Below are 23,575 nucleotides of genomic sequence, written 5' to 3' on the forward strand. Positions count from 1 at the left end.
GACAATACGAATCATGCACCGAAACGGACCCAGCGAGGACATCGACGAAGCGGCGCTGACCGTCACACCGCCCAAGCGCCAGGCCGCGGGTGTCACTGCGGTCACCGTGGCACTCAAGCGCGCGGTCGAGGAAATGGGAGTCCTGCGCACCACACGCACCCTGACCAGGGTCAACCAGGTGCACGGCTTCGATTGCCCCGGCTGCGCGTGGCCGGAACCAACGGGGCATCGACGTCCAGCCGAGTTCTGTGAGAACGGCGCGAAAGCCGTCGCCGAGGAAGCCACCCTGCGCACGGTGACCCCGGAGTTCTTCGCCGCGCACTCGATTCGCGAACTAGCCGACAAGAGCGGTTACTGGCTCGGCCAACAGGGCAGGCTGACACACCCGATGGTGCTGCGCCCGGGCGACACTCACTACTCCCCCATCGCCTGGGACGACGCCTACCGACTGATCGCCGAGAATCTGCGCGCGCTGCCCGCACCCGACGCCGCGGTGTTCTACACCTCGGGACGCACCAGCAATGAGACCGCGTTCCTCTATCAACTGCTCGTGCGCTCCTACGGCACCAACAACCTGCCCGATTGCAGCAATATGTGCCACGAGTCATCCGGCGCCGCGCTCAGCAACGCGATCGGCATCGGCAAGGGTTCGGTGACGATCGACGATTTCGCCGCCGCCGATCTGATCCTCGTCGCGGGCCAGAACCCCGGCACCAACCACCCGAGGATGCTCAGCGCCCTGGCCGATGCGAAAGCCGAGGGCGCCAAAATCATCGCGATCAACCCACTGCCCGAAACCGGGCTGCTCGGGTTCCGTGACCCGCAGACCGTGCGCGGCTTCACCAGTGGGGTCGACATCGCCGACGAATTCCTGCAGATCCGCCTCGGCGGCGATATGGCGCTGATGCGAGGGTTGGCTCGCCTGTTGATCGAGGCCGACGACCGCGCGCCGGGGTCGGTGCTCGACCGCGAGTTCATCGACGCCCACTGCGCGGGCTTTCCCGCATACGAAAAGCAGGCCCGCGCGGTCGATTTCGAGACCGTCCTCGCGGCGACCGGACTCACGATGGACGAACTCGAGCACACCGCGCGGTTGCTCGCCGCGTCGAAAGGCACGATCGTCTGCTGGGCGATGGGCCTGACCCAACACACGCACGCGGTCGCCACGATCGAAGAGGCGACGAACGTGCTGCTGCTGCGCGGCATGATCGGTAAGCCGGGCGCGGGTGTGTGTCCGGTTCGTGGCCACTCCAATGTGCAGGGCGACCGCACCATGGGCATCTGGGAGAAGATGCCCGATCGGTTCCTCGACGCACTCGACCGCGAATTCGGCATCACCAGCCCCCGCGAGCACGGTCTGGACACCGTCGACTCGATCCGTGCGATGCGTGACGGTCGGGTGCGGGTATTCGTGGGTATGGGCGGCAATTTCGCGTCCGCGACCCCGGACACCGAGGTGACCGAGGCGGCGCTGCGTGATTGCGCGCTCACGGTGCAGATCTCCACCAAGCTCAACCGCAGCCACCTCGTGCACGGACGCACGGCACTGATCCTGCCCACCCTCGGCCGCACCGACGCCGACCTGCGCGACGGACACAAACAGCAGGTGTCGGTGGAGGATTCGATGTCGATGGTGCACCTGTCCACCGGTCGACTCACCCCGGTGAGCGAACACCTGCGCAGCGAGGTCGCCATCGTCTGCGAACTCGCGAGTGCCCTGTTCGGTCCCGACCACCCGGTGCCGTGGCGGGAGCTGAGCCTCGATTACGACCTGATCCGTGCGTCGATATCGCGGGTGGTGCCCGGCTGCGCCGACTACAACACCAAGGTGCGCGATCGCAACGGGTTCCAGCTGCCACACCCACCGCGCGACCGTCGCGAATTCGCCACCGCCACCGGCAGAGCCAATTTCGCGGCCAACGACCTGAGCTGGACACCGGTCCCGCCGGGCAAGCTGATCCTGCAGACCATGCGCAGCCATGACCAGTACAACACCACCATCTACGGCCTGGACGACCGCTACCGCGGTATCCACCACGGCCGCAAGGTGGTGCTCGTACACCCCGAGGACATCGCCGAATTCGGTTTCGCCGAGGGCGATCTGGTCGATGTGGTGTCGGAGTGGGCCGACGGCGTCGAGCGCAGGGTGGCGAACTTTCGGCTCGTCGGCTACCCCACGCCCCGCGGCAATGCCGCCGCCTACTACCCGGAGACCAATCCGCTGGTCGCCCTGGATCATGTTGCGGCACGGTCGAATACGCCGGTGTCCAAGGCAGTGGTCATCCGATTCGAGCCCGCGACCGCACCGGAGGTACTCCCGTGAGCCGCGTCACCGCGCGCCGCAGGATGCGTCGCATCTCGCCCGAGGGCGAGATCCAGCGCCCCGACACCCTCGCGGTGGAGGAACCCCTGGAGATCAGGATCGGCGCAGCGCCACTCATGGTCACCATGCGCACGCCGGGCAACGATGTCGACCTGGTGCACGGATTCCTGTTGAGCGAGGCCATGATCGGCGCGGCGGAGGAGATCGTGGCCGCGCGGTATTGCTCGGGCACCGACGACGAGGGGCGCAACACCTACAACGTCCTCGATGTCACCCTACGCACCCCCACCACGGTGCCGACCCGCAATGTCCTGACCACCGGCGCCTGCGGGCTGTGCGGCAAGACCGCTCTCGACGAAGTCCGCACGCGCACCAAGTTTCCGCTCCCCGACAACGGTCCCACCCTCGACCGACGCGTGCTCTCGGGCATGACCGACACCCTGCGCGCGCAACAGGCGGTGTTCGAAGCCACCGGCGGCCTGCACGGCGCGGGCCTGTTCACCACCGACGGCACGGTGCTCGCCGTGCGTGAGGATATCGGCAGACACAATGCCGTGGACAAGCTACTCGGCTGGGCACTGCGCGAGAACCTGATCCCCGCCCACGATCTCGTGCTGGTGGTGAGCAGTCGCGCGTCGTTCGAACTGGTCCAGAAAGCGGTGATGGCGGGCATTCCGATGCTCGCGGCCGTCTCCGCACCGAGCTCACTCGCGGTCGACCTGGCCGCCGACGCGGGCCTGACCCTGGTCGGCTTTCTTCGCGGCGACACGATGAATGTCTACACCAGACCCGATCGCGTCCTGAACGAACGCGCCGCCCCGCAGCCCGCCTGACCCGACATGGCGCACACGGCCCCTTGTTCGGGCGGATTGCCCACTTTACGGTGAACACGAGGATTCCGGCGAGACAAGGTGAGCCGATGAGAATCTCGATGGAGGGCGGCAACGAGGGCGTGCGGATTCGCATGCGCTTCGATCAATACCGGCGCCGACTGCTCGCCACCCGCGTCATTCTGCTGTTGCTGGCGCTACAAGGCGCGTTCACCGGCTTGTGGGCGGTCTGCGCGCCGCATTCCTGGTACACGAGCTTTCCTGGGTTCGCGATGCGGTGGGTCTCGGTCGATGGACCGTACAACCATCACCTCGCCGCCGATGTCGGCGCGTTCTTCCTCGCGTTGACCGCCGTGACCGTCGCGGCGCTGGTCGTGGACACCACGACGGTGGCGCGGATCGCCGGACTCGGCTGGGCGGTCTTCAGCGTCCCGCACGTGATCTACCACGTCTCCCACCATCCGCACGACATCGGCGCCGTGAGCTTCACACTGAGCCTGGTCGCGGTGCTGCTGTTGCTCGCGGGCGGGATCGCCGCGCTCGTCCTGCCACCGCGCGGGGATATCCCGATGTCGGACCCGGCGCCGTTGCGGCTGCGATTTCCGCGCCGACCACGGCGCGGTGGCACACGTTAGTGTTCGCCTCGACAGAGGTCCGGGACGCCCGTGGCCGGTTCGATCGTCGCCACGGGCGTGATCCGGTGCGCCGACGACGCGGCGCGATCCTTCGACTTGCTTTACTGGCGTATTCCTCGCGGGCAAGCACCCTCTTCGACGATCGCGCCGAACCCAGGGTTTGTTGCCCACTTCTACGATCACGATCCGAACTCGGCGGGATCAGTCCTTCAAGGCGTCGAGCAGTGCCGCGCGCTGACGCGCACCGAGACCACCGATTCGACGGTCCTCGGGGATCTCGGCCTGATCCAACAATTTCGCCGCCTTGACCGGCCCTACGCCGGGCAGCGCCTTGATGACGGCGGCGACCTTGGTCTTCTTGACCAGTTCGTCGCTGTCGGCCTTCTGCAAAAGGTCGGACACCGAAACCTTGCCCGCCTTCACCTTGCCGATCAGTTCGGAGCGTGCCTTGCGGACCGCAGCCGCTTTGGCCAACGCCTCAGTGCGCTGCTCCGCGGTCATGGTAGGCAGTGCCATGTCTCCTCCGCTTCCACTCGTCACTCGAACATCTGGTTGACCGTGCCGAGTAAACAGCACGGTGCCGACCGTACAACGTCGACACACCGGGGCCGACCGGCGCAAATAGCGATGAGTTTTCCGATTCCGGCCCCATCGTCCTCAGCCTACGCGTGCTGTTAACCTGCAAAATTAGAACAAGTTCTATTTCTGGAGGTTCCATGGGCAGCAAGATTCGCACCACGATCGAACGCTATGTCGAGCTGGTCGGCGCGGGGTCCGCCGACGACGTAGTGAGCCTGTACGCCGCCGACGCCACCGTCGAGGACCCGGTCGGCACGCCGGTCAGGAAGGGACACGACGCTATCCGCGAGTTCTACGAGCTGCTGGTGCCGCTGGAGCGCGAGACCACCCTGCACCCCGAAACGGTGCGCATCGCGGGTAACAGCGCCGCCTTCATGTTCACGGTCGTGACCACGGTGAACGACCAGCGTTTCGTGCTGACCCCGATCGACGTCATGGAATTCGACGACGACGGCAAGATCACCGGGATGCGCGCCCTGTGGAGCCAAGACGACATGCGAGTCGACACCGAGTAGACACCCGCCGCGTTGTGCCTGCGCGGGACAGCCGCCGTGGTGGCCGCGATCACCCGGCAGACACAACGCGGGAGCGTCACATTTCGGGTCCGTACTTCGTCCGAGAAGCAAGAGCCACTCTCGAACGAAGGAGACAACCGTGAGCACCTCCCGCATCCCCGGTCTCAGCCCGCAGCAGGCGGGCCCATTCACCAAGCTGCTCTACCGGATCACCCGCCGGAGGTTCGGCGAGGTGCCGGAGCCCTTCACCGTGCTCGCCCACCACTCGAAGCTCTTGGCCGCCAGCACCGTCCACGAACTCGCCGCCGAAAAGGCGAGCACCGTCCTGCCGACCCATATCAGGGAAATCGCCGTCTACCGCACCGCGTGGACGCTCGGCTGCTCGTGGTGCGTCGACTTCGGCGCCATGCTGATGCGACTGAGTAATTTGGATATCGCGCGACTCGAGCACATCGCCGACTACGCGAACTCCTCGCTGTATTCCGCGGATGAACGCGCGGCCATCGCGTACGCCGACGCCATGACCGCCACCCCGACGACGGTGACCGACGAACAGATCGCCGACCTCGTGCACCGCTTCGGGAACGCGGGCGTGCTCGAATTGACTTTTCAGGTCGGACTGGAGAATTCACGCGCGCGCACGAACTCCGCACTCGGTATCACCGCCCAGGGATTCAGCACCGATTCCTGCCGCGTTCCCTGGGCCTGACCAGGCCGCTCACGGGTCGCACGGTCGCGCAGTGCGACCCGTGAGTGGGCGACGAAACACCGTGACGCGCCGTCGCTTTCATGGCAGGTTGGGATCCGACCTGTCGTTCCGGCGGCGAATGGACTAAGAAGAGTATGTGTCGACGCCACATGCCGCTACCCTCTTTCCTGAGCAACCACCCAGCTGTCGGTAGCCGCGACCACCACTGATCACCGACTTCCCTTCAGCCCACTTTCTTTTGGAGCCGCATGCGCGACGAAACCTTCCCCGACGCCGATGTCGCGCAGTTGGCGAAGCGGGTGGACCACGCCCGTAGCCGACTGGTCTATCAGTTCGATCCCGCGCTCACCGAAGCGCTGTCGGAAGACGAACTGGACGCCGAACGCGCACTCGCGGAACGGATGCGCGCACAGGAACGCGACATGCGGTGGCGCCAGGTGCAGGCCGAAGCGTCCGCCGCCGACCGCGCGCGCCAGGCCACCGAGTCGATCGAGAAGGCTGACATCCGCGACCTGCTGACCGCGCGCAAGGCCATCGCCGCCCAGCGCCGCCAGTCCAGCCCGCACGCGCGGATGGCCTCGCTCTACCAGCACCGCGCGTGGTCGCTGCGGGCATTGGCCGGCGTCGTCGCGGCAGGCATGCTGTGGTCGGCGGTCAACGTGCAGCACAACATCGCGCCGTCGGGCCCGAGCGACCCGCTGTACTGGTTCAGCTACCTCGTCGAGGCCATGATCAGCGTGTGTCTGATCATCGTCATGGTCGGAACCAACAAGGTCGCCGAATGGGGCGTGCTCGACAGTCGCCGTCAGGTCGCCATCGCCGAAATCGCGCTGCTCGCACTGACTGTCACCCTCAACACCTACCCCTACATCCGCGACAAGCACTGGTTCGATGCCGCCATGCACGCCGTCGCGCCCGTGATGATCGGCGTGGCGCTGCTGGTGCACGACGCAGCGAGCACCCGCTACGGCCTCGCCATCACCCGCGCCTCCGATCAGGTCCGCGAGATGCCCGACCCGGTGGAGCGGATCAAGCGAGCCATGCCGATGGACGTCTACCGCCCCGGCCCGCCGCACATCAATGCCCCGATGATCATCGAGGCGGGGACGCCGGTGGTGGAAGAGGAACAGCCGCAACAGGAAACACCCGAACCCGACGAGGACGAGGGCCAAGAAGCGACGTTCCACCCCTCCTACGCCAACGGCGACGAACTGGACCAGGAACTGGCCGACCTCGCCGGCCGGGGACGCGGCTGAGCCTCCCGGGCCTCGGCGCGCTCGCCGCTCAGTAGTCTCTGGCGCGTGCCTCGATGGCATCCTTGGCATCTTTGAGGCCGCTGCCGGTCAGCTCGCGATAGCGCTTGATCGCCTGAATCTTCTTGCCGCGAGCCAAGAGCTCGTCCAGCTCCGCGAATCCCGCGCCGGAGACAACCGGCGCGGCCGACGGCGACGAATACGGCGGCCGGGTTGCACCCAGCTGCGCAGACGAAAGATCTTGGATACCAAGATGATTCAGGATGAGATCGAGTTTCGCATTGGCGGCATCCATCTTGCGCTCGAGGCGACGGTTGTCGAACATCCTCAAACCTTATTCTCGTCGCCCACCAGCTGATCGGCGCGCCTGCGCAGCATCGCGTAGCAGATGTACCCCGCGCCCACCTGGCGGTTGAAAACCGCCGCCACCTCGAAGTCGAAGTGCTCGTCCAACCATTCGACACAGGTGGTGACGGTCTCGAACACACCGAAACCGTCGGGGTGGGCCACGGCGGACATGGCGGACAAGCCGCCCGACCGTGCGGGCGGCGCGGCGTAGATCGTCAGATACCTACGGCCATAGGTCCGCATGTCCACGATGCCGTTGAGGACGTCGGTGGCTTCCATCAACGACCCTGGACCGGCAGGCAGCAGCGACTGTGGCGGATGCATGACCCCCCGAACGCGAGAGCTGTGCGCCAGCCTAGGCCGACTTCTCCCTGCGCTCGGACCGCTGCGCCTTGCGCGGCACAATCGTCGGCAGCACATTGTCGTTGACGGTATCGGCGTTCACGACCACCTTGGCGACGTCGTCGCGGCTCGGGATGTCGTACATCGCGGGCTGCAACACCTCCTCCATGATGGCGCGCAGGCCACGGGCGCCCGTGCCACGCAGGATCGCCTGATCGGCCACGGCATCGAGTGCGTCATCGGTGAATTCGAGGTCTACGCCGTCCATTTCGAACAACCGCACGTACTGCTTGACGAGCGCGTTCTTCGGCTCGGACAGGATCTTCACCAAGGATTCCTTGTCGAGGTTCGTCACCGACGCCACGACGGGCAGGCGGCCGATGAACTCGGGAATCAGGCCGAACTTGATCAGGTCCTCCGGCATCACCTCGGCGAAGTGGTCGGACGTGTCGACCTCCGCCTTGGAGCGAACCTCGGAACCGAAACCGATACCGCGATGACCGGTGCGCTCGGAAACGATCTTCTCCAGACCAGCGAACGCGCCCGCCACGATGAACAGGACGTTGGTGGTGTCGATCTGAATGAATTCCTGGTGCGGGTGCTTACGCCCGCCCTGCGGCGGCACGCTGGCCTGGGTACCTTCCAGGATCTTCAGCAGCGCCTGCTGGACGCCCTCGCCGGACACGTCGCGGGTGATCGAGGGGTTCTCGCTCTTGCGGGCGATCTTGTCGACCTCGTCGATGTAGATGATGCCGGTCTCGGCGCGCTTGACGTCGTAGTCGGCGGCCTGGATCAGCTTCAACAGGATGTTCTCGACATCCTCACCGACGTAGCCCGCCTCGGTCAGCGCGGTGGCGTCGGCGATGGCGAACGGCACATTCAGCATCTTCGCCAGCGTCTGCGCCAGGTAGGTCTTGCCACAGCCGGTGGGGCCGAGCATCAGAATGTTCGACTTGGCCAGTTCGACGGTCTCGCCACGGCTGTCGCGAACCTTGTCACCGGCCTGGATACGCTTGTAATGGTTGTAGACGGCCACCGCGAGGGTGCGCTTGGCGGTGTCCTGCCCGATGACGTAGTTCTCCAGGAAGTCCCGGATCTCGGCGGGCTTGGGCAGCTCATCGAGTTTGACCTCGCTCGATTCGGCGAGCTCCTCTTCGATGATCTCGTTGCACAGGTCGATGCACTCGTCGCAGATGTACACCCCTGGCCCCGCAATGAGCTTCTTGACCTGCTTCTGGCTCTTGCCACAGAACGAGCACTTCAGCAGATCGCCGCCATCTCCGATGCGCGCCATTTCGTGGGTCCCTACTTCCTTGTCCGCGTGCAACCGTCCGTCCAGGTTGCCAGCTAGCTGCCGTCCTCGGACCTGTCGCACAAGCGCCGTTGTCGCACAAGCGCGTCGACCATTTCCGCTATCTGGGTGGTGCCGTCAACCGGGAGCAAAGGTCCCTAGGTCGACCGTACCCGGTGTGCGCAAAGGAGGTCGACAACTCGAGCATGTTTCTCGGGTGCGTTGTGCCAGTTCTCACGACACCGAGGCACGTTGGTCCGTTCACGTTGTCCATCCACGGCCGTCGATGTCGACCGTGTACTTCGGCACACAACAGATCGGAGATGGCTTCTGCGAGTGCGGTGGCATCGAAGCGATCCGGCCGGTCCGCGCGCCACCTGGCGCACGTCCCGGCCGGAATCTCCCTGTTATACAACAACTTACGAGCCAACCGCCACCGGGATCAGCGATCTGCCGCCGTGCTGTTACCTACTTCTGCGCACTCAGCTTGCGGTAGTCGAACACGGTATCGACGATGCCGTACTCCTTGGCTTCCTCCGCGGTCAGGATCTTGTCGCGGTCGGTGTCCTTGCGGACGGTGTCCGGATCCTTGCCCGTGTGCCGAGCCAGCGTGGTCTCCATCAGACGCCGCATACGCTCGATCTCGGCGGCCTGGATCTCCAGATCCGAGACCTGCCCCTGAATGCCACCCTCCAGCGACGGCTGGTGGATGAGCACGCGGGCGTTCGGCAGGCAGGCACGCTTACCCGGCGTCCCGGCGGCCAGCAGGATGGCCGCGGCCGAAGCGGCCTGACCGAGGCACACGGTCGCCACGTCGGCACGCACGTACTGCAACGTGTCGTAAATGGCCATCAGCGAGGTGAACGAGCCGCCGGGCGAGTTGATGTACATGGTGATGTCGCGGTCGGGGTCCAGCGACTCCAGCACCAGCAGCTGCGCCATCACGTCATTGGCCGAGGCGTCGTCCACCTGCACGCCGAGGAAGATGATGCGTTCCTCGAACAGCTTGTTGTACGGGTTGGATTCCTTGACACCGAAGCTCGAGTGCTCGATGAACGACGGCAGGATGTATCGCGACTGCGGGCCCTGCGGCGCCATGCCGCCGAGGCCACGTGGGTCAAACTGGTTGGCCATCTTTCGTCTCCAAAGTGTGTGAGTAAACGGCGGGAACGCGGCTCGAAACGGGGGCCGGGTTACTTGTCCGTGCCGCCGGACTTGCCCTTGCCTTTACCGTTGACCGCCTGGTTCGCGTGGCTGATCACGTGGTCGATGAAGCCGTAGTCCAGCGCCTCCGCCGCGGTGAACCAGCGGTCGCGGTCCGCGTCCGCGGCGACCTGCTCCAAGGGCTTGCCCGTGTGGAACGACTGCAACTCGTTCAGCTCACGCTTGGTGTGCGCGAACTGCTCGGCCATGATCGCGATGTCGGCCGCGGAACCACCGATACCCGCCGACGGCTGGTGCATCATGATCCGCGCGTGCGGCAGCGCGAAACGCTTGCCCTTGGTGCCCGCGGTCAACAGGAACTGGCCCATCGACGCGGCCAGGCCCATGCCGTAGGTGGCGATGTCGCACTCGGCGAACTGCATCGTGTCGTAGATGGCCATACCGGCGGTCACCGAGCCGCCCGGCGAGTTGATGTAGAGCGCAATGTCCTTGGTGGGATCCTCCGCGGTGAGCAGCAGGATCTGAGCGCACAGCTTGTTCGCGATGTCATCGTCCACCTGGGTGCCCAGGAAGATGATGCGCTCGCGCAGCAGGCGCTCGTACACCGAGTCACTGAGGTTGAGACCAGCAGTCGGGGATGTCATGACCTCTGCCTGGTTAATTGTCACGGATACCTGCCTTCTCTCGCCGGCTCGTTGATCGCCACACGGCTATCACTGGTTGGCTACGCCGAAACACTATGGGATATGTGGCTTATCCCCATCGCTACGGCATGTCCACCTTGCTGTCACAAACACTAACGAAGCAGGGCGGCACCGAACTCCCGGTACCGCCCTTCTTCGCTCACAGCGCAATCACGGCAGGTCGATGGCCGACGTTCGCGCTGGTCACGCATGAAAACTATTCGGCGCTCGCCGCGACCGACTTGTCGTCGGACTCCGGCGCCTGCTCCGCGTCGGAATCTTCTGGCGCGCCGAACAATTCGCTCGTGTCGACGGTATTGCCCTCGGAATCGGTGACCGTCACCTTGCCGACGACACCCGCCAACGCCTTGCCGCGGCGCACATCGGCGAACACCGCACCGAGCTGACCGGCCTGCTGCACCTGCTGGATGAACTGCTCGGGCGACATGCCGTAGCGCTGCGCCTGGAACAGGATCCGCTCGGTGAGCTCTTCCTGGCCGACCTGGGTGTTTTCCGCCTCCGCGACCGCGTCAAGCAGCAGCTGGGTCTTCACCGACTTCTCCGCCGATTCCTTGGCGTCGGTGTCGAACTCCTCGCGACTGCTGCCCTGCGCCTCCAACGCCTGCGCGAAGGCGGCCTCGTCGTGGTCGAAGCCGTGGACCGCGTCGTGCACGACGGCGTCGACCTCGGCCTTGACCACCGAATCCGGCAGCGGCACCTCGACCTGCTCCAGCAGGGCCTCGAGCACCTTGTCGCGGATCTCACCGGCCTGCTCGACCTGCTTGGACCGCTCGACGCGGCTGCGCAGATCGGTCTTCAGTTCCTCCAGAGTGTCGAATTCGCTTGCCAGTTGCGCGAATTCGTCGTCGGCCTCGGGCAGCTCGCGCTCCTTCACCGAACCGACGGTGACCTTGATCTGCGCTTCGTTGCCCGCGTGCTCGCCAGCAACGAGGTTCGAGGTGAACTCGCCGGACTCCTCGGCCGACAGGCCGATCAGCGCCTCGTCCAGGCCCTCGATGAGCTGACCCGATCCCACCTCGTGCGACAGGCCGGTCGTGGAGGCTTCGGGAACTTCCTCACCGTCCACAGTGGCCGACAGGTCGATGGAGACGAAGTCGCCGTTCTGGATCGGCCGCTCGACACCGGTGAGGGTGCCGAAGCGCTGCCGCAGCGACTGCAACTGCTCGTCGATGTCGTCGTCGGTGATGGTGAACGCGTCGACCGTCACGGCGATCTTCTCGTAATCCGGCAGGGCGACCTCGGGGCGCACGTCGACCTCGGCACTGAAGGCGAGCTCGTCGCCGTCCTCGATCTTGGTGACCTCGATCTCCGGCTGCCCGATCACCTTCACCTCAGCGGTGGTGACGGCTTCGCTGTAGCGGGCGGGCAGCGCGTCGTTGACGACCTGCTCCAGGATCGCGCCGCGACCGAGGCGCGCTTCGAGCAGCTTCGCCGGAGCCTTGCCAGGACGAAAGCCGGGGATGCGGACCTGCTGGGCCAGCGCCTTGTAGGCCTTGTCGAAATCCGGCTTCAGTTCCTCGAAGGGCACCTCGACATTGATCCGGACCCGGGTCGGGCTCAGCTGCTCGACGGTGCTCTTCACGGACATGCTCCTTGATCGTTGTTCGTACTGGTTGACATTGGTACCGCTCGGCTCGTGATCGGTTTGCTCGTGATCGGATTCTGCTCACCGCGCGGCGTTCGTGCCGCACGGCGTTTCGTGCTGGTGCACCGCACCGCACGATCACGGCGACGGCTGACTCGCACTCCTCGACCGTGTTCATCGACCGCACAGCACGTGTTCGGGACACGGCCGGGCAGGCGAATTCGCACTGTTGACGCAGCACTGGCTGACCAGGTTAGTTGACCGGTCGCGACGCCCTGCACGCGGCGGGGGCCTGTCGAGGTGTCAGTTACCGACCTTGACGGCGTCGGTGACGAAGACCAGCGTCTCGTTCGGTGCGACACCGTTGCCACCCTGACCGTAGCCGAGTTCCGGCGGAACGATCAGCAGCCTGCGCGAGCCTTCCTTCACACCGATCAGCCCCTGGTCCCAGCCGGGGATAACCTGACCCGCTCCGAGACTGAGTGGGAAGGGCTCGCCGCGCTGGAACGAGCTGTCCAGAGTCTGCCGGTCCGACCAGGTGACCAGCGCGTAGTTCATGGTCAGCTGCTGACCGGACTCGGCGGCGGGGCCATCGCCCTCACTGAGGTCCTTGACGATGAGATGGGTCGGCGGATCACAGGTGTCGGGAATGGTGATCTTCGGTGCCGTGCCGAAATCGCCGGTGACCCCGATGTCCTCGGCGGTGCATTCCTTGCCGGTCTTGGCCGCGGGGGCGGTCGAGGCGGCGGCGCCGGTGCTCTGAACAGGGCTCGTCGCCGCTGTCGTGTCGTCGGAATCGTCGCTGGAACCGCAGGCGGTCAGCGCGATGACCGCGAGCGCGGCGGTACCGATCCCGAGAATCCTGCCGAGTGTGTGCATGGGCGGACCCTAGACCACCCGTGCGCGCATACCGCTTCCGCCACCCGTTGCGCGCGACGCCGTTACGCTGGCCAGGAATCTCGATCCGACGTTGTCGATCAGGAGCAGCGCGGGTATCCGCGTGTCCGGTCCGCCCGGAACTGCTCTCGGAGCGTGCGTGAGGAGTCGACCGATGACCCACCCGACGAGTGACACCGCCGCCGACAATGCCGTCGGTGGGAGCGGCGAGACAGTCGCTCCAGTCCCCTATCCACTCACCGACCGGCCCGGCCCACTCGATCGCGCCGAGTTGTTCGCCATCGACGCGTGGTGGCGGGCCGCGAACTATCTCGCGGTCGGCCAGATCTATCTCATGGGCAATCCCCTGTTGCGCGAATCGCTGCGCGAAGAGCACGTGAAACCGAGACTGCTCGGTCATTTCGGCACGGTTCCCGGACTGAATCTCGTGTGGGCACATGCCAATCGCGTCATTCGAGCCAACGACCTCGACGCCGTGTTTCTCGCAGGTCCCGGCCACGGTGGGCCAGGCCCGAACGCCTGTGCCTGGCTGGAAGGCACCTATTCCGAGCTCTACAGCCACATTCCGCGCGACGCCGAAGGGATGGGCGCGCTGTTCGCGCAGTTCTCCTTTCCCGGTGGCGTCCCGAGTCACTGCGCACCGGAGACGCCTGGCTCGTTTCACGAGGGCGGTGAACTCGGCTATTCCTTGCTGCACGCCTTCGGCGCGGTGCTGGACAACCCCGACCTCACCGTGTTCTGCGTGGTCGGCGACGGTGAGGCCGAGACAGGCCCGCTGGCGACGAGCTGGCACGCGGCCAAGTTCCTCAACCCCGAGCGAGACGGCGCGGTGCTGCCGATCCTCGCGCTCAACGAGTACAAGATCGCCAATCCGACGATCTTCGGCCGGATGCCGGAATCCGAGCTGCGCACGCTGCTGCGCGGATACGGCTACGACGCCGTCGTCGTCGCGGGCGACGATCCGTCGACGGTGCATCAGGCGATGGCCACCGCGATGGACGAGTGCGTGCGACGGATCGCCGAGATCCAGCGGGCCGCACGGGAAAACGCCGCCGAGCAGCGTCCGATCTGGCCGATGATCGTGCTACGCACCCCGAAGGGCTGGACCTGTCCGCCGATCGTCGACGGGGCGCGCGTCGAGGGCACCTTCCGCGCCCACCAGGTGCCCTTGCCCGACGCGCGCACCGACCCGAAGCACCGCGAGGTACTGGAACGGTGGATGCGCGCCTATCGTCCCGAGGAGCTGTTCGACGCCGACGGCGCGCCGGTGCCTCGGCTGCGCGCGCAGAACCCGACCGGCGCGCGCCGGATGAGCGCCAACCCGGTGAGCAACGGCGGCTCACTCGTACGCGACCTACGTCTGCCCGACTGGCGCGAGTTCGCCGTGGAGGTGGACAACCCCGGTGCTTCGACGCACGGGGCGACCCAGGTGCTCGGCACGTGGCTGCGCGAGGTCGTCAGGAACAATCCCGACAATTTCCTGACCTTCGCTCCGGACGAACTGGTCAGCAATCGGCTCCAGGACATCCTCGACGTCACCGGCCGCGACTGGCAGGACGAGATCGGACCCGAGGACGACCGGCTCGACCGCGAAGGTCGGGTGATCGAGGTGCTGTCCGAGCACATGTGCCAAGGACTGCTCGAGGGCTATCTGCTCACCGGCAGGCACGGCGTATTCACCTGTTACGAGGCGTTCGTCCACATCGTCGACGCGATGTTCAACCAGCACGCGAAATGGCTCGACGCGAGCTCACGGGTGGCGTGGCGGCGGCCCATCGCGAGCCTGAATTATCTCCTGTCGTCGCACGTGTGGCGGCAGGACCACAACGGCTTCACCCATCAGGATCCCGGCTTTCTCGACGTGGCGATGAACAAGCAGCCCTCGATCGTGCGGGTGTACCTGCCGCCGGACGCGAACACGCTGCTGTGTACCTACGACCACTGCCTGCGGTCGCGCCACTACGTGAACGTGGTCGTCGCGGGCAAACAGCCGCAGGCGGACTGGCTTTCGAGCACCGAGGCCGCCGCGCACTGCGCGCGGGGCATCGGTATCTGGGACTGGGCGGGCCACAACGACGAGATCGGCACCACCCCGGATGTGGTACTCGCCTGTGCCGGTGACGTGCCGACACTGGAGACGCTCGCCGCGGCGGCGATCCTGCGAGACCGTCTGCCGCAACTGCGGATTCGGGTGATCAACGTGGTCGACCTGATGCGGTTGCAACCCAACGACGCACATCCACACGGGCTGCCCGACCAGGAATTCGACACCCTGTTCACCCCCGACCGACCGGTGATATTCGCCTTCCACGGCTATCCATGGTTGATCCACCGACTCACCTACCGCCGTACCGGACACGGCGACCTGCACGTGCGCGGTTACCAGGAACGCGGCACGACGACGACGCCGTTCGACATGGTGATGCTCAACGATCTCGATCGCTATCACCTGGTGATGGATGTGCTCGACCGAGTGCCCGGCCTGCGCGAACGCGCCGCGCCACTGCGTCAGGAAATGAGCGACGCGCGGTTGACCGCGCGTGCGTGGACTCGCTCGCACGGTGCGGACATCCCCGAGGTCGCGGACTGGACCTGGCCGTACGCGAAGCCCTGAATCACGAGCCTCGGGCCGACGCGCCCTTGAATCGCGGGACGCCGACAACGACCATGGCCGAGTGTCCTGTCACACCCGCGACGGCTACGTCGTCTCCTCGATGAATTCGCCCGTTCTCATCGAGGAGACCACCGATGTACAACGCTCATCTCGTCGTCACCGTCGGCGCCGCCCTGTGGGTCGGTTTCTCCGCGTTCGCGATTCTGACCCGTCAGTCGTGGGTGGTCGACCCGCTCACGGAGTACGGCGTCCCCGAATCGTGGTGGCCCTGGTTGGGATCGGCGAAGGCCGCGGGCGCCGTCGGCTTGCTGATCGGCCTGTGGCTGCCGGTGTTGGGAGTGCTCGCCGCGATCGGGCTGGTGGTGTACTTCACCGGCGCGATCGTCACAGTGTCGCGGGCGCGCGCCTACCACCATCTGGCGTATCCGATGCTGTACCTGGTGCCGGTCGTCGTGGCGGTGGCGCTCGGCGCGGCGGCCTGACCCCGCGCCGACGTCGAATCGGTGGCGACTTTTCGGCAACGGGTAACAAAACCCTGGTCGACCACCGATTCCTCGGCATGAGAGTGTCTGCCGCGGCTGCCCGGCGAATCATAGCGCTCGGGTTCGTGGGGACCATCGCGCTCGTCGGTTGCGGCAGAGCCGAGACCGACACGACCGACACCTCCACCGCGACAACACCCTCGGTATCCACGATGCCGAAACCCGCCCCGCCGTGCACCCCGTTCGACTCCCCCGCCTGCGGCGACCCACAACACAAGGACTGGGTGGACGGTCAACTGCGCGACGCCTGCGCCGAGGGCGCGGTGGACCGAGAAGTGTGCGAGCGCAGGGGAATTCCCTTCGGCCGCTGGCCGAACAACGCACCGCGCTGACCCGAGGCAGGATCGTCTGACACGCATCGCCGTGCGCGGACCTACCGAAAAGCTGTGCCGAGCGGCGGTCTCTCCGCGCAAGACGCGCGACATACGCACTGCGCGGGAAGTCGGCTCTCGCCCTGCACCGCCCGCCCCTGCGAGGTGAATCGATGTCGAGCGGGCGACAAGAATCGAACCCGCACCACCAGCTTGGAACGCTGAGACGCCCCTGTCCGACGAACTCACAGAGCCGCCGGACTGCCCACACATCCCCTACCCAGGGGATAGAGCCTCGAATCGTTGTCGGGGTGACAGGATTTGAACCTGCGACCCTCCGCTCCCAAAGCGGATGCGCTACCAAGCTGCGCTACACCCCGTTGTCCTCGCGGCGACGCCGACGAGGTGAGTCGATTTTGAGCGGGTGACGGGAATCGAACCCGCACCATCAGCTTGGAAGGCTGAGGTTCTACCATTGAACTACACCCGCGAGCACAGGACATCTACGGGATCGCCGCGATGTCGTGTGCGAGACGACTCTACCGAACCCGATCGCGGATGTGCCAATCAGCCCCCTCTCGGCCGGTCGCACGCGTGCCACACCCCGAAATTTTCGAGGAGTTCATTCCTCGAAAATGACGCGCGGCGCGCCACGAAAGTGGAATATGAGTGAACGCGTGACGGCCCCCGCAGGGAACGCCGTGGATCACCGTCCGCACGCGGAAACATCATCGCCGCCAGAGGATTCCGATGGGGAAGTCACGACTCGTCGCCACAGCCGGTGCGCCGGTAGGCACCGCCGCCGGATCGGCCCTGGCGACCACGGCCCGCGCACCGCTGGCTAACCCTCCCGCGACCACACTGACATCTGTTGCGGTTCCCGTAGTTTCGCGAGGACGGGAGTACACGGCCACACGCCCGCGTGCTACCGTCCGCGCGCCACCAACGCATGCCTTCGTCAGCGCGTCGTAGCGCGATTTCGCAGCGAACGAAATCGGTTGTAACACCGCCACGATCGAGGGCGATGTACATCCGATCGCCATTCGCGAGGCAGGCGAACGCGTTGCAAAACGGCGCATTTCGATGCCGAGTGGCTTGCTAGGATCCTTTTTGCCGGAACGGGGTATCTGGAAAGGGGGCGGTGAGGGTGTGCCGAGCCAGGCGGACACAGCCGCGTAGCAGTGTGAACGATCGAAGCGATATCGGCTTCCGCGCCGCGATGAGGCACCGGGATTCCGACGTCACCAAGACCGGGTGAGCTCGATGTCGACGAACATCGAGGACCCGGTCGCCGTCATGGCCAAGGAGTGGGCGGGAGCGGTCTGCACCGAGCCAGGCTCAGCGGCGACAGCGGCCACGCTGGGGCCGGTCCTGATCCAGATCATCGATGGCCTGCTCGCGCTCGCGGAGTCCGAACCCTTCCCGATCCGGCATGCCCGCGCACTCGGCGCTCGGCTCGCCGAGGAACCCTTCGACCGAACTCGGATGCTGGCGCAGGCCACCCGATCGCTGCTCGGGTTCCGGCCCGGCACGCCGGGTTCGCTCGTCGCCACCCGCTGGCCGTTCGTCGCCAGTCAAGCCATCGACAGCTACGCCAAGGTGCTGGAAGTGCGCGCGCTCGCCAAACAGGAGGAGAACCTCAAGGCGAAAGTGTCACTGCGCGTTCAGGAAATCGCCGCACTACAACATCGGCTCCGCCACGAAGCCACCCACGACGCGCTCACCGACCTCGCCAACCGGACACTGCTGCAAGATCGGGTGCGCCTGATGGCCAGCGACCCGAGCCGAGGCGTCGGCCTGCTGCTCATCGACCTGGACCGGTTCAAGCAGATCAACGACGGCTACGGGCACGCCATCGGCGACGAGGTCCTGGTCGACCTGGCCAACCGGCTGCGGGAGGTGTGCCCGCCGGAGACGGTGATCTGTCGCTACGGCGGCGACGAGTTCGTCCTCGCGGTCAACCCGAAACGCAACACCCTCGGCGATCTGGCCCATGCGATCGTCGCCGCGCTGCGCGACCCGGTGTGGTCGAGCGCGGGACCGGTCCCGGTGTCGGCGAGCATCGGAACGGCCTACTGCCCGCCGGGCGCCCGCTGCGACTTCAGCGACCTGTTACGCAGGGCCGACCGCGCGATGTATTCGGCGAAGACGGCGGGCGGTAAACGCTTCGCTCTCGCCGACGACCCCGACATCGACACCGCCGTCGCGGGCTGACCGACCAGCCGCTGTCGGCTCGCGACTCGTTGGTCAATCCGGCTGGCAGGTGGGACACCAGAAGAGGTTTCGCGCATCAAGGACCGCGTGCGCGATCGGTGTGCCACAGACCCGGCACGGCTGCCCCTGTCTGCGGTAGACGTAGGTGCGCGGCCGATCCGGCGCGTAGGACGGCGCGCCGTGGTCGTGCTCGGGTCGCACGACGACCATCTTGCCGACCCGAACACCGACCGGCATGAGCACCAGCAGATCCGCCCACATGTCCCTCCACTCGGACGCCGACAGCGCGGTGCCCGGCCGACGTGGTGCGACCCCGTGTCGGAACAGCAGTTCCGCGCGATACACATTGCCGACACCGGCGATCACTCGCTGATCCATCAGCAGCGCGCCGATCGCTCGGCGCGAACGTCGAATGCGTTGCCACGCACGATCCTGGTCGGCGTCGGGACGCAGTGGGTCGGGGCCGAGCCGTTCGGTCAGCGCGGTGACCTCGGGTTCGCTCAGTACCTCGCACGCGGTGGGTCCACGCAGATCGGTGCCGAATCCCGATCCGCCCACGACGCGCATCCGCACCTGACCGACCGGTTCACCCATCGGCACAGCGGATTCGGTGAACTTTCCGTACAGGCCGAGGTGCACATGCACCACTCGACCCGATTCGTACCGGTGTAGGAGGTGTTTGCCCCACGCTTCGGCGTCGATCAACTGTTGACCGTCCACGAGTGCGGCGCCGGCGGCGAAGCGCCCCTGCGGGCTCGAGACCCGCACCGGCGCACCGACCAGCCGACGTTGATGCAGCCGCGCCAGCCGGTGCAGGGTATGTCCTTCGGGCACAGTGTTATACGCCCTTGCGCGGGTTAGCTGACCGGCAATGCCGGTGCCACACCGGTCTTCTCGTACTCCGAGAGGATGTCGATGCGGCGCTGGTGGCGCGCCTCGCCCGACCACGCGGTCGCGATGAACGCGTCCACGATGGCCAGCGCCTCCTCCGTGGAGTGCATACGGCCGCCGATGCCGATCAGTTGGGCCTTGTTGTGCTCGCGGGCAAGTTTCGCGGTCTCGACGCTCCACGCCAGGGCACAGCGGGCGCCGGGCACCTTGTTGGCGGCGATCTGCTCACCATTGCCGCTGCCACCGAACACCAGGCCGAGGCTGCCCTCGTCGGCCACGGTGCGCCGCGCCGCCTCGACGCAGAACGCGGGGTAGTCGTCGAGCGCGTCGTATTCGAGGGCGCCGCAATCGACCACCTCGTGACCCGCCTGCTCCAGATGAGCCTTGACGTGATTCTTCAGTTCGAAACCGGCATGGTCGGCTCCCAAGTAAACGCGCATGGCTAGGCATTGTGTCAGGCGTGCGCGCGCACGACGTCGACAGGGCTTATCGCCGCCGCGGCCACCGGACGTTCACGCGGGCGACACACGGCACCCGGCCGCAGCGCCGGGGGAATGCCTAGAGTTCTTCTCATGCAGCCGCACGAACCGCAGGACGGGCCGCCGTCCGATCCGCACGTCACCCAACAAGGCGGCTGGGGGTATCCGCACGGAGTTACCGCGGGACAGCAGTACCCGTCGGGCGCGCACCCGGTCGCCGCTCAGCCGCAGCCCTATCCCCCCGGCTACGGGCAGTTCCCCTCGGCGCCGGTGCCGCCCGCTGTCCCTCCGCAGGAGCAACCGCGCGGCTTGTCCCCGTTCGGCCGCCCGGCCAGGCACAGCTGGGAGATCGCCCTGCTGGTGATCGTCATCGTGTGCACGGTGCTCGCCTACCTCATCGCGCTGCTGCTGATCGCGTTCGGCAATGTCGACCAGTACGTCGTCGCGTTGGCGGCCGCGCCGCTGCTCATCTGGTTCGGTCGCGGTATCAACTATTCGACCCAGCGGGTCAACGGGGTCAAGATGTCACCGACCCAGTTCCCCGAGGGCTACCGGATGGTGCAGGAGGCGGCGGCACGCTTCGGCATGCCAACGCCGCCGGACGCCTACGTGGTGCTCGGCAATGGTCAGATCAACGCCTTCGCCTCGGGCCACGGCTTCCGCCGCTACGTGGTCGTCTACAGCGACCTGTTCGAAGTAGGCGGTGCGGCAAGGCAACCCGACGCGCTCGCGTTCATCATCGGCCACGAGGTCGGCCACATCGCGGCGGGACATACCTCGTATTGGCGCCAACTCGGCATGTTCCTCGTGCCGTTCCTGCCCATCCTCGGCAACTCGCTGATCCGCTCGCAGGAGTACACCGCCGACAACCACGGCTACTGCAACCGGCACACCGGTGCCCCCTCGGCCATGGGCACGCTCGCGGCAGGTAAGTACATGAACACCCTCGTCGGATTCGACGAGATGGCCGACCGCGCGGCGACGGAGAAGGGCTTCTTCGTCTGGGTGGTCAACGCCACGTCCTCGCATCCCGTACTGACCTGGCGAATGTGGGCGCTACGCGACAGGAGCAGGCACGGAAAATTGTTCCTGCGCCCGAGCCGTCCCGCGATAGCGGCCGGTGGATACCCGAATGCCTACGGCCAGACTCCGCTGCCACCGACGGGTCCCTATCAGCACTGAGCGCCGCCGAATCCTCGGCCGAGCCGGGTCGGCGGCGCTCGTGGTGGCACTCAGTCGAATTCCGGGCCTTCGGTGCGGGTCCGCTTGAGCTCGAAGAAGTGCGGATAACCCGTCAACGTGACGGCGGCGTCCCACAACTTGCCCGCTTCCTCGCCGCGCGGAATGCGCGAGAGCACCGGACCGAAGAACGCGACACCGTTGATGTGAATGGTCGGCGTACCGACATCGGGGCCGACCTTGTCCATCCCGGCATGGTGGCTCTTGCGCAGCGCCTCGTCGTACTCGGTGCTCTCGGCGGCCTCGGCGAGCGAGGCGGGCAGCCCGACCTCTTCGAGCGAGTCGGCGATCACCGCGGCGAGCGTCTCGGCACGGCTGTCGCGTTCGTACTCGGCGCTGCGATTGTGGATACGCGTGCCCAGTGCGGTGTACAGCGGTGACAGTATCTCGTCACCGTGCTGTTGCGCGGCGGCGATCGCGACCCTCACCGGGCCCCATCCGGTGGCGAGCAGCTCACGGTATTGCTGCGGCAGGTCTTCTTTGTCCTCGTTGAGCACCGACAGGCTCATCACGTGGAAATTCGCGTCGATGTCACGGACTTTCTCGACTTCGAGAATCCAGCGGGAGGTGATCCAACACCACGGGCACAGCGGATCGAACCAGAAGTCGGCAACGTCCTTGGCGGCCTCGGTGGCTTTATCGCTCACGGCAATCCTTTCGATCACAGGCGTCGACAGTCGAGTGAGTCTCCTCGCTCCCCCGAAGCAACCGCCGACGGCGCCGATTCGTTCCCGTGCCGCCGATTTCCGCGAGCGGGGGCCCGGCACAGCAGTAGGCTCGAGCCACCAGGTTTCCGGCTCGGTTTCCGATAGGAGTCCAGATGACCACTGATCGGCATTTCGTCATCGTCGGCGGCGGGCTTGCCGCGGTCAAGACCGCGCAAGCATTGCGGGACAACGATTTCGACGGATCGGTGACGCTGATCGGCGCCGAGGAACACCTGCCCTACGAGCGACCACCGCTGTCCAAGGAACACCTCGCGGGCAAGCAGACACTCAGCGAGTTCACACCGAAACCCGCACAGTGGTTCCGCGACGAGAACATCGATCTTCGTCTCGGCACCGAGGCCACCGCGCTCGATCCCGCGGCGCGGACCGTCACGCTGCCGGACGGGTCGACGCTGTCCTACGACAAGCTCGCGCTCGCCACCGGGTCCACGCCGCGCACCCTCCCGATCCCCGGCGCCGACGCACCCGGCGTGTACACGCTGCGCACGATCGAGAACTCGGACGCGTTGGTCGAATTGTTCGCGAAGATCGACCGTCTCGCCATCGTCGGCGCGGGATGGATCGGGTTGGAGGTCGCCGCGGCGGCGCGGGCCGCCGACGTCGCGGTGACCATCCTGGAGTCCGCGCGGTTGCCGTTGCTCGGAGTCCTCGGATCCGAGATGGCGCAGGTGTTCACCGATCTGCACCGCGAACACGACGTGGACTTCCGATTCGAGGCGCGGGTCGCCGAAATCGTCGTACGGGAGGGCCGCGCGGCCGGTGTTCTGCTCGCCGACGGCAGTACCGTCGAGGCGGATGCCGTGCTGGTCGCGGTCGGCGCTGCCCCCAACACGCAACTCGCCGCCGACGCCGGACTCGCGGTGGACAACGGCGTCTTGGTCGCGGCGAACCTGGCGACCAGCGACCCGAATATCGTCGCGGTCGGCGACATCGCCGCGCAGCGACATCCGCTGCTCGAGCGCCGAATTCGGGTGGAGCACTGGGCGAACGCGCTCAACCAGCCGACCACGGCCGCCGTGACCATGCTTGGCGGCGAAACCGAATACGACCGGCTGCCCTACTTCTTCACCGACCAGTACGACCTCGGTATGGAATACACCGGCTACACCGCGCCGGATGACGACACCACGGTGGTGGTGCGCGGCGACAAGGCCGGTCGCGAATTCGTCGCGTTCTGGCTCGATGCCGACCATCGCGTGCTCGCGGGCATGAATGTCAACGTGTGGGATCTGACCGACCGCATCAAGGAACTCATCACCGCGGGCGATCCCGTCGACCCGACACGGTTGGCGGACTCCTCGATTCCGTTGTAACCGAGGCTTTTCCGCTACTTCCCACTGGTCGGCGGGCGCGATCATGGCACCGACGGAGCCCGGGTCGGC

The 23,575-nt window shown here is 66.2% G+C and carries 23 protein-coding genes and 2 tRNA genes; 12 read left to right on the forward strand and 13 right to left on the reverse strand.

Features of this window, described 5'->3' with window-relative positions; genetic code table 11:
• The first annotated feature begins 13 nt into the window (after positions 1-13).
• From ABEA50_RS29795 to ABEA50_RS29805, 3 genes are all read left to right on the forward strand, one after another.
• Positions 14-2,323, forward strand: coding sequence for an FdhF/YdeP family oxidoreductase (locus tag ABEA50_RS29795; protein ID WP_345499736.1), 2,310 nt, complete (start codon positions 14-16; stop codon positions 2,321-2,323).
• Positions 2,320-3,156, forward strand: a complete 837-nt coding sequence (gene fdhD / locus ABEA50_RS29800; RefSeq protein WP_345499737.1) for a formate dehydrogenase accessory sulfurtransferase FdhD — start codon at positions 2,320-2,322, stop codon at positions 3,154-3,156. The genes ABEA50_RS29795 and fdhD overlap by 4 nt, the downstream gene beginning before the upstream one ends.
• An 86-nt stretch (positions 3,157-3,242) precedes the next feature.
• Complete coding sequence (locus ABEA50_RS29805) at positions 3,243-3,788, forward strand: hypothetical protein (RefSeq protein ID WP_345499738.1); 546 nt, start codon at positions 3,243-3,245, stop codon at positions 3,786-3,788.
• Positions 3,789-3,989: 201 nt separating this feature from the next.
• On the opposite strand, the gene mihF is transcribed toward ABEA50_RS29805, so the two are convergent.
• Positions 3,990-4,304, reverse strand: a complete 315-nt coding sequence (gene mihF / locus ABEA50_RS29810; RefSeq protein ID WP_345499740.1) for an integration host factor, actinobacterial type — start codon at positions 4,302-4,304, stop codon at positions 3,990-3,992.
• Positions 4,305-4,504: 200 nt separating this feature from the next.
• Between mihF and ABEA50_RS29815 the strand changes: the two genes are divergently transcribed.
• The 3 genes from ABEA50_RS29815 to ABEA50_RS29825 all read left to right on the forward strand — a co-directional run bounded on the left by ABEA50_RS29815 (position 4,505) and on the right by ABEA50_RS29825 (position 6,847).
• A complete protein-coding gene (locus ABEA50_RS29815; protein WP_345499741.1) occupies positions 4,505-4,882 on the forward strand; it encodes a nuclear transport factor 2 family protein in 378 nt (125 codons plus the stop codon).
• 139 nt (positions 4,883-5,021) lie between these two features.
• Complete coding sequence (locus tag ABEA50_RS29820; protein ID WP_345499743.1) at positions 5,022-5,591, forward strand: carboxymuconolactone decarboxylase family protein; 570 nt, start codon at positions 5,022-5,024, stop codon at positions 5,589-5,591.
• A 248-nt stretch (positions 5,592-5,839) separates the two neighbouring features.
• Positions 5,840-6,847 carry a hypothetical protein gene (locus ABEA50_RS29825; protein ID WP_345499745.1) on the forward strand — a complete coding sequence of 336 codons (1,008 nt, stop codon included), beginning with the start codon at positions 5,840-5,842 and terminating at the stop codon, positions 6,845-6,847.
• Positions 6,848-6,875: 28 nt separating this feature from the next.
• Here the strand turns inward: ABEA50_RS29825 and ABEA50_RS29830 are convergent, their stop codons facing one another.
• The 7 genes from ABEA50_RS29830 to ABEA50_RS29860 form a co-directional block, all read right to left on the reverse strand.
• A complete protein-coding gene (locus tag ABEA50_RS29830) occupies positions 6,876-7,169 on the reverse strand; it encodes a ribosomal protein L7/L12 (RefSeq protein ID WP_345499747.1) in 294 nt (97 codons plus the stop codon).
• A 2-nt stretch (positions 7,170-7,171) separates the two neighbouring features.
• A complete protein-coding gene (locus ABEA50_RS29835) occupies positions 7,172-7,471 on the reverse strand; it encodes a hypothetical protein (protein WP_345499748.1) in 300 nt (99 codons plus the stop codon).
• 76 nt (positions 7,472-7,547) lie between these two features.
• A complete protein-coding gene (gene clpX / locus ABEA50_RS29840) occupies positions 7,548-8,828 on the reverse strand; it encodes an ATP-dependent Clp protease ATP-binding subunit ClpX (protein WP_345499750.1) in 1,281 nt (426 codons plus the stop codon).
• Between the two features lie 465 nt (positions 8,829-9,293).
• The gene (locus tag ABEA50_RS29845; RefSeq protein WP_345499751.1) at positions 9,294-9,959 is read right to left on the reverse strand and encodes an ATP-dependent Clp protease proteolytic subunit; all 666 of its coding nucleotides are present in this window, start codon (positions 9,957-9,959) and stop codon (positions 9,294-9,296) included.
• 59 nt (positions 9,960-10,018) lie between these two features.
• The gene (locus ABEA50_RS29850; protein ID WP_345499752.1) at positions 10,019-10,633 is read right to left on the reverse strand and encodes an ATP-dependent Clp protease proteolytic subunit; all 615 of its coding nucleotides are present in this window, start codon (positions 10,631-10,633) and stop codon (positions 10,019-10,021) included.
• Positions 10,634-10,889: 256 nt separating this feature from the next.
• On the reverse strand, positions 10,890-12,275 hold the full coding sequence (gene tig / locus ABEA50_RS29855; protein ID WP_345499754.1) for a trigger factor: 1,386 nt from the start codon (positions 12,273-12,275) through the stop codon (positions 10,890-10,892).
• Positions 12,276-12,581: 306 nt separating this feature from the next.
• The gene (locus tag ABEA50_RS29860; protein WP_345499756.1) at positions 12,582-13,157 is read right to left on the reverse strand and encodes an FKBP-type peptidyl-prolyl cis-trans isomerase; all 576 of its coding nucleotides are present in this window, start codon (positions 13,155-13,157) and stop codon (positions 12,582-12,584) included.
• A 172-nt stretch (positions 13,158-13,329) separates the two neighbouring features.
• Between ABEA50_RS29860 and ABEA50_RS29865 the strand changes: the two genes are divergently transcribed.
• The 3 genes from ABEA50_RS29865 to ABEA50_RS29875 all read left to right on the forward strand — a co-directional run bounded on the left by ABEA50_RS29865 (position 13,330) and on the right by ABEA50_RS29875 (position 16,663).
• The gene (locus tag ABEA50_RS29865; RefSeq protein ID WP_345499758.1) at positions 13,330-15,789 is read left to right on the forward strand and encodes a phosphoketolase family protein; all 2,460 of its coding nucleotides are present in this window, start codon (positions 13,330-13,332) and stop codon (positions 15,787-15,789) included.
• Positions 15,790-15,923: 134 nt separating this feature from the next.
• The gene (locus ABEA50_RS29870) at positions 15,924-16,271 is read left to right on the forward strand and encodes a DoxX family protein (protein ID WP_345499759.1); all 348 of its coding nucleotides are present in this window, start codon (positions 15,924-15,926) and stop codon (positions 16,269-16,271) included.
• A 125-nt stretch (positions 16,272-16,396) separates the two neighbouring features.
• A complete protein-coding gene (locus tag ABEA50_RS29875) occupies positions 16,397-16,663 on the forward strand; it encodes a hypothetical protein (protein ID WP_345499761.1) in 267 nt (88 codons plus the stop codon).
• A gap of 285 nt (positions 16,664-16,948) precedes the next feature.
• On the opposite strand, the gene ABEA50_RS29880 is transcribed toward ABEA50_RS29875, so the two are convergent.
• Positions 16,949-17,022, reverse strand: a tRNA-Pro gene (locus ABEA50_RS29880).
• A 39-nt stretch (positions 17,023-17,061) separates the two neighbouring features.
• Positions 17,062-17,132 (reverse strand) — tRNA-Gly (locus ABEA50_RS29885).
• Positions 17,133-17,905: 773 nt separating this feature from the next.
• Here ABEA50_RS29885 and ABEA50_RS29890 point away from each other — a divergent pair.
• A complete protein-coding gene (locus tag ABEA50_RS29890; protein ID WP_345499762.1) occupies positions 17,906-18,856 on the forward strand; it encodes a GGDEF domain-containing protein in 951 nt (316 codons plus the stop codon).
• A 33-nt stretch (positions 18,857-18,889) separates the two neighbouring features.
• Here ABEA50_RS29890 and ABEA50_RS29895 read toward each other — a convergent pair whose 3' ends face one another.
• Both ABEA50_RS29895 and ABEA50_RS29900 read right to left on the reverse strand, forming a co-directional pair.
• Positions 18,890-19,690, reverse strand: a complete 801-nt coding sequence (locus ABEA50_RS29895; RefSeq protein WP_345499763.1) for an Fpg/Nei family DNA glycosylase — start codon at positions 19,688-19,690, stop codon at positions 18,890-18,892.
• 23 nt (positions 19,691-19,713) lie between these two features.
• A complete protein-coding gene (locus ABEA50_RS29900; protein WP_345499764.1) occupies positions 19,714-20,187 on the reverse strand; it encodes a ribose-5-phosphate isomerase in 474 nt (157 codons plus the stop codon).
• 132 nt (positions 20,188-20,319) lie between these two features.
• Between ABEA50_RS29900 and ABEA50_RS29905 the strand changes: the two genes are divergently transcribed.
• Entirely contained in the window at positions 20,320-21,408 is a 1,089-nt protein-coding gene (locus ABEA50_RS29905) for a M48 family metallopeptidase (RefSeq protein ID WP_345499766.1), read from the forward strand.
• 50 nt (positions 21,409-21,458) lie between these two features.
• On the opposite strand, the gene ABEA50_RS29910 is transcribed toward ABEA50_RS29905, so the two are convergent.
• Positions 21,459-22,112, reverse strand: a complete 654-nt coding sequence (locus ABEA50_RS29910) for a mycothiol-dependent nitroreductase Rv2466c family protein (protein WP_345499767.1) — start codon at positions 22,110-22,112, stop codon at positions 21,459-21,461.
• Positions 22,113-22,285: 173 nt separating this feature from the next.
• On the opposite strand from ABEA50_RS29910, the gene ABEA50_RS29915 reads away from it, so the two are divergent.
• The gene (locus ABEA50_RS29915) at positions 22,286-23,506 is read left to right on the forward strand and encodes an NAD(P)/FAD-dependent oxidoreductase (RefSeq protein WP_345499768.1); all 1,221 of its coding nucleotides are present in this window, start codon (positions 22,286-22,288) and stop codon (positions 23,504-23,506) included.
• Positions 23,507-23,575: the final 69 nt, after the last annotated feature.

Source organism: Nocardia callitridis, from assembly GCF_039543305.1.
GTDB lineage: Bacteria > Actinomycetota > Actinomycetes > Mycobacteriales > Mycobacteriaceae > Nocardia > Nocardia callitridis.